At 64.4% G+C, this 14,801-nt stretch carries 12 protein-coding genes; 7 read left to right on the top strand and 5 right to left on the bottom strand.

What is annotated here, in order from left to right; genetic code table 11:
- Positions 1 to 107 precede the first annotated feature (107 nt).
- Complete coding sequence (locus tag KPL81_RS02455) at positions 108 to 1,052, top strand: LysR family transcriptional regulator (protein ID WP_219790538.1); 945 nt, start codon at positions 108 to 110, stop codon at positions 1,050 to 1,052.
- Here the strand turns inward: KPL81_RS02455 and KPL81_RS02460 are convergent.
- The 3 genes from KPL81_RS02460 to kynA form a co-directional block, all read right to left on the bottom strand.
- Positions 1,026 to 2,936, bottom strand: coding sequence for a sensor domain-containing diguanylate cyclase (locus KPL81_RS02460; RefSeq protein ID WP_338035584.1), 1,911 nt, complete (start codon positions 2,934 to 2,936; stop codon positions 1,026 to 1,028). The two genes, KPL81_RS02455 and KPL81_RS02460, sit on opposite strands and share 27 nt — an antisense overlap.
- A 344-nt stretch (positions 2,937 to 3,280) precedes the next feature.
- Complete coding sequence (gene kynU, locus KPL81_RS02465) at positions 3,281 to 4,528, bottom strand: kynureninase (RefSeq protein ID WP_219790539.1); 1,248 nt, start codon at positions 4,526 to 4,528, stop codon at positions 3,281 to 3,283.
- A complete protein-coding gene (gene kynA, locus KPL81_RS02470; protein WP_219790540.1) occupies positions 4,525 to 5,397 on the bottom strand; it encodes a tryptophan 2,3-dioxygenase in 873 nt (290 codons plus the stop codon). The genes kynU and kynA overlap by 4 nt, the downstream gene beginning before the upstream one ends.
- A gap of 141 nt (positions 5,398 to 5,538) precedes the next feature.
- Here kynA and KPL81_RS02475 point away from each other — a divergent pair, with 141 nt between their 5' ends.
- Entirely contained in the window at positions 5,539 to 6,441 is a 903-nt protein-coding gene (locus KPL81_RS02475; RefSeq protein ID WP_219790541.1) for a LysR family transcriptional regulator, read from the top strand.
- A gap of 3 nt (positions 6,442 to 6,444) precedes the next feature.
- Here the strand turns inward: KPL81_RS02475 and KPL81_RS02480 are convergent, their stop codons facing one another.
- Complete coding sequence (locus KPL81_RS02480; RefSeq protein ID WP_219790542.1) at positions 6,445 to 7,923, bottom strand: protein adenylyltransferase SelO; 1,479 nt, start codon at positions 7,921 to 7,923, stop codon at positions 6,445 to 6,447.
- Between the two features lie 89 nt (positions 7,924 to 8,012).
- A complete protein-coding gene (locus tag KPL81_RS02485; protein WP_219790543.1) occupies positions 8,013 to 8,696 on the bottom strand; it encodes a GntR family transcriptional regulator in 684 nt (227 codons plus the stop codon).
- Between the two features lie 169 nt (positions 8,697 to 8,865).
- Between KPL81_RS02485 and dctP the strand changes: the two genes are divergently transcribed.
- From dctP to KPL81_RS02510, 5 genes are all read left to right on the top strand, one after another.
- Complete coding sequence (dctP, locus tag KPL81_RS02490) at positions 8,866 to 9,861, top strand: TRAP transporter substrate-binding protein DctP (protein WP_219790544.1); 996 nt, start codon at positions 8,866 to 8,868, stop codon at positions 9,859 to 9,861.
- A 65-nt stretch (positions 9,862 to 9,926) separates the two neighbouring features.
- A complete protein-coding gene (locus KPL81_RS02495; RefSeq protein WP_219790545.1) occupies positions 9,927 to 10,448 on the top strand; it encodes a TRAP transporter small permease subunit in 522 nt (173 codons plus the stop codon).
- Between the two features lies 1 nt (position 10,449).
- Positions 10,450 to 11,784, top strand: coding sequence for a TRAP transporter large permease (locus tag KPL81_RS02500; protein ID WP_209473813.1), 1,335 nt, complete (start codon positions 10,450 to 10,452; stop codon positions 11,782 to 11,784).
- A 13-nt stretch (positions 11,785 to 11,797) separates the two neighbouring features.
- Positions 11,798 to 13,162 carry a malonyl-CoA decarboxylase gene (locus KPL81_RS02505; RefSeq protein ID WP_219790546.1) on the top strand — a complete coding sequence of 455 codons (1,365 nt, stop codon included), beginning with the start codon at positions 11,798 to 11,800 and terminating at the stop codon, positions 13,160 to 13,162.
- On the top strand, positions 13,159 to 14,676 hold the full coding sequence (locus KPL81_RS02510; protein WP_219790547.1) for a malonate--CoA ligase: 1,518 nt from the start codon (positions 13,159 to 13,161) through the stop codon (positions 14,674 to 14,676). The genes KPL81_RS02505 and KPL81_RS02510 overlap by 4 nt, the downstream gene beginning before the upstream one ends.
- Positions 14,677 to 14,801 lie beyond the last annotated feature (125 nt).

Raw genomic sequence — 14,801 nt, forward strand, 5'->3', positions numbered from 1 at the left:
TCGAGTCTATATATCCGTAAGCAGGCGTGACAACGCGTACTTCTTCACATGATTTGTGCAAGAATGCACAAGCAGATCATTCTCGGCCGCTCACCTGAGACACCCCCATGCTCGACTGGCAGGACATCCAGATCTTTCTCGAGGTCGCCCGCAGCCAGCGGCTGACGGACGCCGCCCGCCGCCTGGGGCTCGACCACTCCACGCTGTCGCGCCGTACCCGCCGCTTCGAGCAAAAACTCAATACCCAGCTCTTCGAGCGTAGCACCCATGGCTATCACCTGACCGAAGCCGGCCAGCAGCTGCTGGCTCACGCCGAGGAGATGGCGCGCCACGCCTTCGAAGCCGGCGAGAGTCTGGCCGACAAGAATCGTCAGCTCAGCGGCCAGATCCGCCTGGGCGTGACCGAGGGCTTCGGTACCTGGGTCATCGCCCCGCTGCTCTCCACCTTCTGCGAACGCCACCCCGGCATTACCCTGGACCTGCTTGCCCTACCACGAGTAGTCAACCTGAGCCGCCACGAGGCCGATCTCGCCATCACCGTGGAGCGCCCCGCGAGCCAGGGGCTGGTCATCTCGCGGCTGTGCGACTACCGGCTACGGCTATATGGTAGCCAGGGCTACCTCCAGCGCCATGGCCGCCCTGCGCGACTGGCAGAACTGAGCAAGCACCGCCTGATCGGCTACGTCGACGACCTGATCTTCAGTGAGCAGCTCAGTTACCTCGACCCGCTGCTCGACCCGGCGGTGGTCGGCACGGCGCCACACTTTTCGATACGCAGCACCAGCGTGACGACCCAGCACGCCGCCGCGCTGCAGGGCGCCGGGCTCGCCGTGCTGCCCTGCTTCATGGCCGAAACCGGCGACAGGCTTGAGAGCGTGCTGAATGACGAGGTGGAGATCGTGCGCCAGTTCTGGATCACCGCGCGCCAGGAGCAGCGACGCCTGGCGCGAGTGAGGCTGCTGTGGGACTTCCTGCGTGCGGCCCTGGAGGTCAACCGGGGCTTGTTGATGGGTGAGGCGGGCGAACTAACGCTCCCCGTCCCTATCGGTTGATCCACCAGGACTATTGCCAGTCGATGATGATCGTCTGGCGTGAGACGCATCGCTACCGTCTACGACTACCTTGTTGCGTCCTTGCTTCTTGGCGTCGTAACTCGCGGCATCCGCCCGCGCCAGAATCGAGTCGAGACTCTCATCCCCCTCCCTGAGAGCGGTGAGACCCATACTCGCCGTCACGAAGTATTCCTTGCCTTCATGGCTGACACTAACTTGGCTAATCGCGACACAAAGTGACTCGGCAATTGTAACGGCTTGGCTGAGCGTGCAACTCGGCAGCAACAGGCCGAATTCATCTCCTCCTTGCCTTGCTATGTGGTCGCTGCGCCGCACCTCCCATACCAGAACCTGCGCCACGCGGCGCAGCAGCTCATCGCCAAGCGCATGTCCTCCCTCATCGTTCACCGGCTTGAAGTGATCAAGGTCGAAGAGAATCACTGCCGCAGGCGTACCGAGCTTGGAGAAATCCGCCATGGCATCTTCAAGACGCCGATGAAAGCCACGACGGTTGAGCAGGCCGGTCAAGGGATCATGTTCGGCTTCCCAGCGTTGCAACGCTTCCTGATGCTGGCGTTCGGTGATGTCCTTGATGGTGCCCACGACCCCCAAGGATCCTCCGTCGCCCTGCACCCGGCTGGCATGGATTTCGACCCACAGCAGTGTGCCCCTGTCATCTCGCATACGAAGTTGGCGCAGGAATTCCCTTCCCTGATTCATGGCATGCAGCCACATATCATGAGCGTCTTTGCGATCATCTACATGAATGCGCTGCCAAAGATCATGCGTCGAGGCATCGGGTAGAAGTCTCAGCATTGCCGTAAGAGCCGGGTTCAGGTAAATGAGGTCGCCTTTTTGATCGGCAACGAACATACCGACTGGGGTCGAACCGAGTACGGCATCGAGAAAAGCCTCCCGTTGCTTCGAATGTTGCAAGGCATTCTTGCGCTCCTTTTCCAGACCATTGAAAGCCTCGGAAATTTGCGCCAACTCCCTCAGGCCGGTCGATAGCGCCAACTGATGACGAGCGCCGGAGCCGATTTCTCCTATTTGTCTTTCGAGCCGATGCAGCGGCTTGAGCTGGTGCCCAACCAACCAGCGAATGACGAACAACAGCACCAGAACAACCACCAGCCAGGTCCACCAGAGCCTCTCCAGAAAGCTCTCGAACGGCGCCAACATCGACTCGCGCGGCATTATCATGGCCACCACCCAGTCGGCTTCCCAGACCTGACGGTAGCCCACCAGCACATCCTCGCCATCCAGCTTATGGGACGTCTCGCCCTGCCACCCGTCGAGAGCCAGCTGAAAAGCCGGAGGATCGAGGTGCTGCAGCGATCCGACGAGGCGACTTATCGACCCCGGGACGAACAAGGGTTCGCCAGCGGAGGTAAAGATGGCAACGTGGCCACTATGCTCGAAGGTCAGCGAGGATATGCTGCTGAAAAACTGGCCATGAGCGAAGTTCAGGAGTCCACCGATGACTCCACCGAACTCTCCTTGCGCAGTCAAGCGAGGCACCAGCAGCATCACCAAGGGTTGATAGCTGGTCCTACCGAAGAAGGGCCGGCTGACATAAGGCCAGGGGGTACTGCTCACCATGCCAAAGTATTCGGTGTCGGAGATGTCAAAGCCAACTCGCCCCGGCACTTCGGGCAGATCGGCGATAAGCTCGCCATCGGCATTGCTGATGACGATGCCTTCGAAATAGGCAAGCAGACTGGGGTTTTTCTGTAGCAGAAGCGAAACGTCTTCACCCGAGACATTAGTCAGTTGTGAAGACAGCATCTCAAGTGCGGTAAAGCGTAAATTCAAGCGATCCCGTAGCTCACGACTCAATATTTCCGCTTGGTACCCCAAATGAGACAAGTTGGCTTCGTGCATGAGTTTCTGCCCGCTTATCCAGGCAACGAACAACAGAAGCCCGACTATGACAAGCCAGGTCATTACCAACCCACACAGTAAGCGCTTCTGCAGCGTATTTAGGCGGCGCCATAGCGCGCCGAAAATCGAACTTAGTGGCAAGCCGCTCTCTCTTTCTAACAATGGTGCAGGCAAGACCTGTTTCTCTGTGTAGCGTTAGAGTGGCAGCTTAACCATTTATTAACGTTATCTTTTTTAATAGGTTAGTAAGGAATTGTTATGCCAACAAGCTCGACTGAGCTCCATGCCCAAGGGCTCAACGCTATCGCACAGTGGCCCCTTTAGCGCTTGAGGCAGCGATTCCCTCACGTCACCGCACCGCGCTGCTGAAAGCGCGGGGCCAGGTACTCGCCTTCGCTCAGCACTTCACGTAGATGCTGCGCCGCCTGCCAGACGTCCTCATGACTCAGGTAGAGCGGCGCGAAACCGAAGCGCATCAGCCCCGGCTCACGGTAGTCGCCGATCACGCCCCGTGCGATCAGCGCCTGGACGATGGCGTAGCCGTGCGCTGGCGCCAACAGTCCCACCTGGCTGCCGCGCTGCGCCTCGTCCGGCGTGATGTCGCTGATGCCGCGCTCATCCAGGCAGTCGCTCAGCGACTCGCGAAACAACTCAATCAATCGTTGGCTCTTGTGGCGCAACGCGGCGAGGTCCACCTCCTGCCACAGGGTCAATGACGCTTCCAGCGCCGCAAAGGCCAGCGGCGAATGGGTGCCGGTACGAAAGCGCGAGATGCCCGGCGCGGGGGCATAGTCGGTCTCGAAGGCGAACGGCGCCGCGTGCCCCAGCCAGCCCGAGAGCGGCTGCCAGCCCCGGTCCTGGCAGTCGCGCCGTACGTAGAGAAAGGCCGGCGCGCCGGGGCCGCCGTTGAGATACTTGTAGGTGCAGCCCACCGCGTAGCGCACCCCGCAGGCGGCGAGGTCCACCGGCAATGCACCGGCCGAGTGGGCGAGGTCCCAGATCACCTCGGCGCCGCTGGCATGAACCTGCCGGGTGATAGCCGCCATGTCGCGCAAGTGCCCGGTGCGATAGTGCACGTGGCTAAGCACCACCACAGCCACGCGCTCGTCGAGGTACGCCTCCAGCGCTTCCCCTTCCGGCACGACCCGGTGCTCGAAGCCACCGAAGCGACAGAAGCCTTGGGCGATATAGCCGTCAGTGGGAAAGTTGCCCCCTTCACTGAGAATCACCAGACGCGTCCGGCCCTGCCCTTCGGTGATATAGCCCATTAGCTTGAACAGGTTATGAGTGATGGTGTCGGTCACCAGCACTTCGCCCGGCTCGGCCCCGAGCAGCGGCGCCAGCCGATCGCCGAGCCGCTCCGGCGCATCGAACCAGCCCTGGTTCCAGCCTTGGATCAGCGAGTCGCGCCACTGCACCATCAACCCCTCGACCGCTTCCACTGCAGCGCTCGGCTGGGCTCCCAGCGAGTTGCCGTCGAGGTAGATCGTGCCCTTCGGCAGGGCGAAGCGGGTCTTGAATGAGGCCAGCGGGTCCTGGCGGTCCAGCTCGCGGATGTCGTCGAGATCCAGAGGACGCTGGAGCAGGCTCATGAGGCACCCTCCTCGAGGGTGGTACGCACCGACCACAGCTCGGGAAAGAACTGCAGGTCCAGCGCCTTGGCGAGATACGAGGCCCCGCCGGTGCCACCGGTCCCGGGCTTCTGGCCGATGATGCGCTCCACCGTCTTGAGGTGGCTGAAGCGCCACTGCTGGAAGTGATACTCGGTATCGACGAGCTTCTCGGCCAGCTCGTAGAGTTCCCAATGACGCCCGATATCGCGATAGATGTCCGCCCAGGTCTGCTCCACCTCGGTGCTGGGCCGGTAGGGTTCCGACCAGTCGCGTTCGATCACCGACTCGGGAAGATCGAAGCCCCGCCGCGCCAGTAACTGTAGGGTGATGTCGTAGAGGCTAGGCGCGTGCAGCACTTCGCGGAGCCGCTGATAGTGTGCTGGATGCCGACGATGCACTTCGACCATCGCTGCATTCTTGTTGCCGAGCAGGAACTCCAGCTCGCGATACTGGAAGGACTGGAAGCCCGAGCTCTGGCCCAGGCTGTCGCGAAAGCGCGCGTAGTCGGCAGGCGTCATGGTCACCAGCACCTCCCAGGCGTTGATCATCTGCGCCTGGATCCTCGCCACCCGGGTGAGCATCTTGAACGCCGGGCGCAACCGGTCGGCGGCGATATGGGCGGCGGCGGCATGGGCCTCGTGCAGGCACTGCTTGAGCCACAGCTCCGAAACCTGGTGAATGACGATAAACAGCATCTCGTCATGTTCTTCGGTGCCCGGCCGCTGCGCCGACAGCAGCGGCCCCAGTTGCAGGTACTCGCCGTAGCTCATCGGCTGGTCCCAGTGGACGCCCTCCTGCGAGAGATCCAGCGCACCGCTGCGCGGCGGTGTTTTCTCCTGCCTGTCCATGGTCGCCTCCGCTTTCTGTCATTTGTTCCAGCGAACCGTCTTGACGAGCTACCCCGACAAGCTGCACTTGCCCCCAGTTTACGAAGCGTAGCCAGGCATTTAAATTTTATTTAAATACGCTTACCCATGAAATAAATTAATATGATGACGCGACTCAGCATTCGCCAGATGCAGATGATGGTGGCCATCTCCGACACAGGTAGCATGTCCGATGCCGCCGTACAGCTCGGCCTGACCCAATCCGCCCTGAGCCACCGGCTCAAGGAGGCAGAGCGACTGTTGGGAGTCGCCCTGTTTACCCGCGGTCAGCGCCGCTTGCACACTACATCGGCGGGTAAGCGACTGCTACACGCTGCACGCACCGTACTAGGCGAGCTGGAGCGCACCGAGCAGGACATCCAGCGCCTGGCCGTCGGCATCGAAGAGGTGGTGCGCCTGGGCGTCGAAGCGTGCGGCGGCTATCACTGGCTGCCCGAGGGGCTGTCGACCTTGGCCGAGCGTCACTCACAGGTCGGTGTGGAGATCGTGCCGGATGTGTCCCTGGAGCCCTGCAGCGCACTGCGCCGCGGCCACGTGGATCTGGCCCTGGTCGCCGCCAGCCATCCCCCCGTCGGCTTCGAAACGGTTTTACTACGACGTGATGAACTGCGCCTGGCCACCCCTCATGACCATCCCCTTGCCCAGCGTGACTGGGTCGACGCCGAGGACGTGGCCAGCGAACCCTACATCGCCTACCACACCACTCCGGAGAAGGGCCGCGAGTACGAGCAGCTGTTCAGCCCTGCCGGCGTACTCCCGGCCAAAGTCATCAGCGCCGGGGTGACCGACGCCGTGCTGTCGCTGGTACGCGGCGGCCTGGGCGTGAGCATTCTACCGGCCTGGACGCTCTTGCCGTACCTGGCGCAGGGCGACCTCTCTTCGGTCGCGCTGACCGATCGGGGGCTCTACCTCAATTGGTACCTGGTCATGCGACAGGGCGAAGCTGAGGGCTCGGCTACGAGGCGGCTAGCCCATGCGCTGCGTGACCGCCTCGGCAAAAGCTGACGCTCAAGTCCCGCAGAAGGTTCGGAAGACGCGTTCGGTGGGCTCGGCCGGCAGGGTGTACTCCTCGCGCTCGGGCTGGTCGTCATAGGGCCGGGTGACGATTTCGAGCAGCGTCTCGAAGGGGCCGAAGTCATTCTCGTCCATGGCCGCGGACAACGCTTGCTGCACGCGGTGGTTGCGCGGAATGAAGGCCGGGTTGGTCAGGCGCATTCGATGTGTTCGCTCACCTTCGGGCAGCGGTTCCTGGGCAAGCCGCTGGCGCCACTCCTCGAGCCAGCCGGCGACCTCCTCGGGGCGCTCGAACAGGGCCACCAGCGACGCCTCGGCCTCGGCATTCTCCGCCGCTTCGGCCAGGCGACGAAAGGTCAGGGTGAAGTCGGCACGGCCGCGATGCATGGCCGCCAGCAGCGCCTCGATCAGCGCTTTATCTTCGGGCCGGGCCTGCTGCAGGCCGAGCTTGGCGCGCATCTCTGCAAGCCACTCGTCCTCGTGTTGCCCGGGGAAGCGATGCAGAAGTTCAGTGGCGCGCTCCACCGCCCGGTCGCTGTCCTCGTCGATCAGCGGCAGCAGGGTCTCGGCCAGGCGCGCCAGGTTCCACTGGGCGATCCACGGCTGGTTGGTGTAGGCATAGCGCCCCCCCTCGTCGATCGAACTGAACACCATTCGCGGATCGTACTGCTCCATGAAGGCGCAGGGGCCGAAGTCGATGGTCTCGCCCGAGATCGAGGTATTGTCGGTATTCATCACGCCGTGAATGAAGCCGACACCCAGCCACTTGGCGACCAGTACCGCCTGGCGCGCCTGCACCGCCTCCAGCAATCCCAGGTAGCGCTCGCCACCCTCACGTTTCGTGAGCTCCGGGTAGTGGCGCTCGATGGCGTGATCGGCCAGTTCGCGCACGCCGTCGATGTCGCCGCGGGCGGCGAAATACTGGAAAGTGCCGACACGGATATGGCTGGCTGCCACGCGGGTGAGAATGGCTCCCGGCTCGGGTATGCCACGCACCACCCGTTCACCAGTCGTCACCGCGGCAAGCGCACGGGTAGTGGGAATGCCCAGGGCGTGCATTGCCTCGCTGACCAGGTATTCGCGCAGCACCGGGCCCAGCGGTGCACGGCCGTCGCCGCCACGGGAGAATGGCGTACGCCCCGCACCCTTGAGCTGAATGTCGCGCAGCCGGCCGTCGCGGTCGGTCACCTCGCCGAGCAATACGGCACGGCCGTCGCCCAACTGCGGTACGAAGCCGCCGAACTGGTGCCCGGCATAGGCCTGGGCCAGCGGCTCGGCGCCACGCGGCACCACATTGCCGGAGAACCACACCGCCGCCTCCTCGGCATCGAAGTCGGCAAGGTCGAAACCGAGCGTCTCGGCCAGTGGCCGGTTGAAGGCAATCAGGTGCGGCTCGCGCACGGGCACCGGTTCGAAGTGCGCGTAGAAGCGCTCCGGCAGGCGGGCATAGCGAAGGGTGAAAGGGGGAAACATGACGACTCCACTAACGTTCCTGCCCGTCACTTTAGGCGCGCAGAGAACGAAAATCGAGCGCACCGCCTCCTTGCATGCCGCTTTGCCGCCTAGCCGGTGGCGGAAACGGGGTTCTCGAAGGCGCGAATACTGGCGACGAAGTCGCTGAAGCGCTCGCCCTGGATCAGCACGTGGTCGCGCAGGGCATGCTCCGCCGCGGCCGGATCGCCGGCCTCGATGGCCGCCACCACGTCCCGGTGCTCGCGCAGCGAGCTATGCATGCGCTGGCGCACCTGTAGCTGCAGACGCCGGTACGGCTTGAGCCGCTGCTTGAGCTGGCGTGCCTCGCCAAGCAGGAAGGTGTTGTGGCTGGCGCGATAGATGCAGTCGTGGAAGGCTTCGTTCTCGTAGTAGTACTCGTCGGTATCCCCGGCCAGGGCAGCGGCCTCACAGCGCTCAAGTGCGCCGCGCAGCTCGGCCAGTTCCGCTTCGCCGATGCGTCGCGCCGCCAGGCGCCCACACATACCCTCCAGCTCGGCCATGACCTCGAACATCTCGATCAACTGATCGATCCCCACCTTGGCCACGAAGGTGCCCTTCTTCGGCGTGACCGTGACCAGCCCGCTGGCGACGAGCTGCTGGATCGCCTCGCGCACCGGCGTTCGCGAGACATTGAACTCACGACCCAGCGCTTCGGGATCGAGACGCTCGCCGGGCGCCAGGCGGCCATTGATGATGGCGTTCTCCAGCGAATCGCGCAGGCGCTGTGCACTCGAGCGCTTGGGGCTGGCCATGGTCACCCTCCTTATTTCTTCCCGGCGTCCCTCGAACGAACGCAACGTCTTTTTACTGTAACGGATTTGACATGAGTATACGCAAGCGCTATTGAAGTATACATCAGCCTCGCTGATAAACATCACAGAACAAAACCTACCACACAAGAACAACCCGTGGAGACGCCAAATGCAACGCCACATCCTCACTCCCCTCGCCTTGGGGCTGGCCCTCGCCTTCAGCGGCGCCGCCTCTGCCGAAACCGTGCTTCGCGCCTCGCACCAGTTCCCCGGCGGTCAGGGTGACGTGCGCGACGAGATGGTCCAGCTGATGGCCGACAAGGTCGCCGAGGCCGACGTCGACCTGAAGATCGAGGTCTACCCGGGCCAGTCGCTGTTCAAGGCCCGCGAGCAGTGGGCGGCCCTGTCGCGCGGTCGCCTCGACATCACCGCGCTGCCGCTCGACTACGCCAGCGGCCGCCACCCGGAGTTTTCCGCCACCCTGATGCCCGGCCTGGTGCGCAACCACGAACACGCCCAGCGCCTCAACGACTCCGAATTCATGGGCATGATCAAGGAGGTCATTCGCGAAGGCGGCGCTCGTGTGCTGGCAGACGCCTGGCTGGCAGGCGGCTTCGCCTCCACCGAGAACTGCATCACCTCGCCGGAGAGCGTCGACGGCCAGACCTTCCGCGCTGCCGGCCCCGCCTTCGAGCAGATGCTGGAAACCGCCGGTGCATCGATCGCCTCGATGCCATCCTCCGAGATTTACACCGCGCTGCAGACCGGCGTGTTGGATGCCGCCAATACCTCGTCGATGTCGTTCGTCTCCTACCGTATCTACGAGCAGGTAGAGTGCCTGACCGAGCCCGGCGAGCATGCCCTGTGGTTCATGTACGAGCCGATCCTGATCTCCGAGCAAGTCTGGCAGGAGCTCAACGAGGAGCAGCAGCAGGCGCTGACGGAGGCCGCCCAGGCCGCCGAGGAGTTCTTCGCCGCCGAGGCCGCCGGCCTGGACCAGCAGATGGTCGAGGTATTCCGCGAGAACGGCGTCGAGGTCGTCAGCATGAGCGAGGAGGACTACAACGCCTGGCTGGAGATCGCCAAGCAGAGTTCCTACCAGAACTTCGCCGAGAACGTCCCCAACGGACAGGCCCTCATCGACGCCGCGCTGGCCGTCGAGTGACGCCGATCTGCTCAGCCATCGGCACCGGCCCCCGTGGCCGGTGCCCCTGACTCCGGGAGGACGACATGGCCATGGCCAACACCTCACCCCTCGCCAGGCGAATGCCCCTCGTAGCCGGATACGTGCGCTGGATGGATCGCCTGTCCCGCTCCGCCGCCTACCTCGCCGCCGTCATGTTCATCGCCGGCGTGGCGGCGATCTGCCATATGGTCTTCGTGCGCTACGTACTGGGCATGAGCACCAGTTGGCAGACCGAATTCACCATCTTCTCCGTCACCGGCGCCATGCTGATGGGAAGCCCCTACGTGCTGATGACCGGCGGCCACGTCGCCATTACCCTGCTGCCCGACATGGTGGGCGGCATCGGCCAGCGCATCATGCAGTGGATCGCCTCGCTGTTCGGCCTGGTCTTCTGCGCGGCACTGACCTACGGCAGTTGGGTCTATGGTGCCGAAGCCTGGCACGGTCAGTGGACCACCGGCACGGTATGGAACCCGCCGCTGTGGCCGGCGCTGGTTCCCGTGGCCCTGGGGGCGACCCTGCTGACGCTGCAGTACGTGGCCGAAATGCTGCGCGGAGGGGAGTGACATGGATCCGATCACGCTGGGGATCATCGTTGCCCTGGGCCTCATGGCCCTGATGGCCATCGGCACCCCCATCGCCTTCGCCCTGGGCGGCGTCTCCCTGCTCGCCCTGCTCTACGACCGCGGCCTGCCCGAGCTGACCTACTTCGGCGAGACCTTCTTCGAGCGCATCGCCGAGTTCGGCTTCGTCGCCATTCCGATGTTCATCCTGATGGGCGCCGCGGTAGCCTCCTCGCCCACCGGACGCGACCTCTACCGCTCGCTCGACCTGTGGATGGGGCGCCTGCCCGCCGGGCTGGCGGTGTCCAATATCGGCGCCTGTTCGATCTTCGCCGCGCTTTCCGGTTCCTCGCCGGCCACCTGTGCCGCCATCGGCAAGATGGGCATTCCCGAGATGCGCACCCGCGGCTATCCCGACGGCGTGGCGGCGGGCTGCATCGCCGCCGGTGGTACCCTGGGGATCCTGATTCCGCCTTCGGTGACCATGATCATCTACGGCATCGCCAGCGAGACATCGATCGGCCGGCTGTTCATCGCCGGGGTGGTGCCGGGTTTCATGCTCGCCGGGCTGTTCATGATCTGGACCGTGATCGCCTGCAAGCTGGCCGGCGGCTATGCCAACCCGCTGGCCCAGGCCGCCGGGCAGATGAAGGAGACGGTCAAGGCCAACGTCGAGACCAACATGCGCGCGCTGATCCGCGTGCTGCCCTTCCTCGCCGTGGTGGTAGGCATCCTGTTCGCCCTCTACGGCGGCGTGGCCACGCCCTCCGAGGCCGCCGGCGTGGGCGCCTTCTTGTGCCTGGCCCTGGCCATCGTCATCTACCGCATGTGGCAGTTGGGTCCGATCAAGCTGATCATGCGCGATTCGCTGCGCGAGAGCGTGATGATCATGCTGGTGATCGCTTGCGCCGAGGTGTTCGCCTATGCCCTCTCCTCGCTGTTCATCACCCAGACCGTGGCGGGCGCCATCGCCGACCTGGAGGTCAACCGCTGGGTGCTGATGGGCGTGATCAACCTGTTCCTGCTGGTGGCCGGCTTCTTCCTGCCGCCGGTGGCGGTGATCGTGATGACCGCGCCGATCCTGCTGCCGATCATCCTCGCTGCCGACTTCGATCCCTACTGGTTCGCCGTGGTCCTGACCATCAACCTGGAGATCGGCCTGATCACGCCTCCGGTGGGACTCAACCTGTTCATCATCAAGGGGATCGCACCGGATATCTCGCTGCGCGACATCCTCATGGGCAGCCTGCCCTACGCGCTGTGCATGGTGCTGGCCATCGTCCTGCTGTGCTTCTTCCCGGGGATTGCCCTGTGGCTACCCAACCTGATCATGGGCTGACGGAGCAAGACGCATGAACATGTCATTCCTGCAAGAGCTGTTCAACAGCATCACCCAGCGCGATGCGCGGCTATGGCGTCGGCAGGGCGGGCTCACCGCACCCGACCACGCTCAGTTGCTCGACGCCTGCCGGGGGCTGCTGGAGAGCGACGGCGAGGCCTCGAGCATCAGCCTGGCCAGCCGTGCGCTGGCCATGTACCAACAGCTGACCGAAGACGAGCGTACCCGCTTCTTCGAGGGCCTTGCCCGCGATTTCGCCGCCGACCCGGCACGCATCGACGCGGCCTACGAGACCTATCGCGAGCAGCGCGACAACCCCAGCCTGCACGCCCTGTTCGAGGCCTGCGAACCGCGCCGCCAGGAGCTTTTCCGGCGCCTCAACCTGGCCAGCGAGGGTACTCATGCGCTGGTGCGCATGCGCGAGGGACTGCTCGAGCGGCTGCGCGAGCAGCCGGCGTTCAAGCCCATCGACGCAGACTTCGCCCACCTGTTCGGCTCGTGGTTCAATCGCGGCTTCCTGGTGCTCAAGCGCATCGACTGGAACACCCCGGCCTCGATCCTGGAGAAGATCATTCGCTACGAGGCGGTACATGAGATCCGCGACTGGGACGACCTGCGCCGCCGCCTCGACGCCCGCGACCGTCGCTGCTTCGCTTTCTTCCATCCGGCCATCGGCGACGAACCGCTGATCTTCGTCGAGGTGGCGCTGTGCAAGGGTCTTCCCGACCGCATCCAGCCCATCCTCTCGGGCGAGAGCGCCGGGCAACGCGACATCGACGACCCCGAGGCCGCCGACAGTGCCGCCTTCTTCGGCATCAGCAACTGCCAGACCGGCCTGCGCGGCATCTCCTTCGGCAACTTCCTGATCAAGCAGGTAGTGCAGGAGCTCAAGCTGGAACTGCCCCAGCTCAAGCACTTCGTCACGCTCTCGCCGGTGCCGGGCTTCGCCCACTGGCTCGCCGAACGGCGCGACGACGAGGCGCTGCCCGGCGAGCTGCGCCAGGTACTGCACGAACTCGACGCTTCCGACTGGCACCTCGACCCGGCCCAGAGCGAGCGCCTCAGGGCGGTCATCAAGCCCTTGGCCGCCCGCTACCTGGTCGAGGAGAAGAACGCCCGCGGCCTGCCGCTCAATCCGGTGGCCCGTTTCCATCTCGGCAACGGCGCCGAGCTGCATCGCATCAACTGGCTCGGCGACACTTCCCCCAAGGGGGTGAAGCAGGCGGCCGGGCTGATGGTCAACTACCTCTACGTACTCGATGACATCGAGCGCAATCACGAGAACTACACGGCCAACGCCACGGTGGTCTGTTCCAGCGAGGTCCGCGATCTCAACCGCCGCGCTCGCAAAATGGCCAAGGGAGAGCTTGCCAAATGAGTCACAACCTCTTCGACACCTTCGCCGCCCGCATGCGCGACCGCGGCGACGCCGATTTCATCACCACTCGCGAAGGCCGTCGCTACTCCTATCGTGATGCCTTGGGCGCCAGCGCCCGCCTGGCCGGTGCCCTGACCGAGCTGGGCGTGACCCCGGGCGACCGGGTCGCCGTGCAGGTCGACAAGAGCCCCGAGGCGATCCTGCTCTATCTGGCCTGCCTGCGCATGGGTGGCGTCTACCTGCCGCTCAATACCGGCTATACCGCCGACGAGATTCGCTACTTCCTCTCCGACGCCGAACCGGCGCTGTTCGTCTGCCGCCCCGCCGCCCTCGACGAGGCCCGCACGGTGGCCGGCGAGAGCGGCTGCCCGGCGGTGGAAACGCTCGGCACCGATGCCGATGGCAGCCTGATGGACCTGGCGCAGCGCACCGCCCCCTTCGACGCCATCGAGCCGCGCACCAGCGACGACCTGGCCGCGATTCTCTATACCTCGGGCACCACCGGGCGCTCCAAGGGCGCCATGCTGACCCACCGCAACCTGGGCTCCAACGCCGCCACTCTGAAGGAAGCCTGGCGTTTCAGCGCCGAGGACCGCCTGATCCACGCGCTGCCGATCTTCCATACCCACGGCCTGTTCGTCGGCTGCAACGTCACCCTGATGGCCGGCTCGAGCATGCTGTTCCTGCCCAAGTTCGATGCCGACGTGATCTTCGAGGAGATGGCGCACGGCACGGTGCTGATGGGCGTGCCGACCTTCTACACCCGCCTGGTCTCCGACGAGCGCCTCTCCCCGGAAGCGACCGCCAACATGCGCCTGTTCGTGTCCGGCTCCGCCCCGCTCACCGCCGAGACCCACCAGGCGTTCCAGGCCAAGACCGGCCACGCCATCCTCGAGCGCTACGGCATGACCGAGACCAACATGAACCTCTCCAACCCCTACGACGGCGAGCGTCGTGCCGGCACTGTGGGCATGCCGCTGCCCGGAGTGGAGTACCGCATCACCGATCGCGAAAGTCACGTGCCGGTGCCCCAGGGCGAGATCGGCATGCTCGAAATTCGCGGACCCAACGTCTTCATCGGCTACTGGCGCATGCCCGAGAAGACCCGCGAGGAACTTCTCGACGACGGCTTTTTCGTCACCGGCGACCTGGCCATGACCGACGAACAGGGCTACGTGCACATCGTCGGGCGCGACAAGGACTTGGTGATCTCGGGCGGCTACAACGTCTATCCCAAGGAGGTCGAACAGGTGATCGACGAGCTCGAGGGCGTGGTGGAGTCCGCGGTTATCGGCGTGCCGCACCCGGACTTCGGCGAGGGCGTGACCGCCGTGGTGGTGCCGCAGCCAGGCGCCGAACTCGAGGAGCAGCAGGTGCTCGATCATCTCGAGGGGCGACTGGCGAAGTACAAGCAGCCCAAGCGGGTGTTCTTCACCGACACCCTGCCACGCAACACCATGGGCAAGGTGCAGAAGAACGAGCTGCGCAAGCGCTACGAGGGCATCTATCGCTGATCGGTGGCGGCCGCCTGACGGTCAACAGGCGGCCGCGTTTCGCGCTCCGCTCGGCGGCGCAATAATATTGAGAATGATTATCGAGAATGCTAGCCTGCTGCCATCTCACGCGGAGTCCCGGCACC

The organism is Billgrantia antri (assembly GCF_019430905.1).
Classification (GTDB): Bacteria; Pseudomonadota; Gammaproteobacteria; order Pseudomonadales; family Halomonadaceae; genus Halomonas; species Halomonas antri.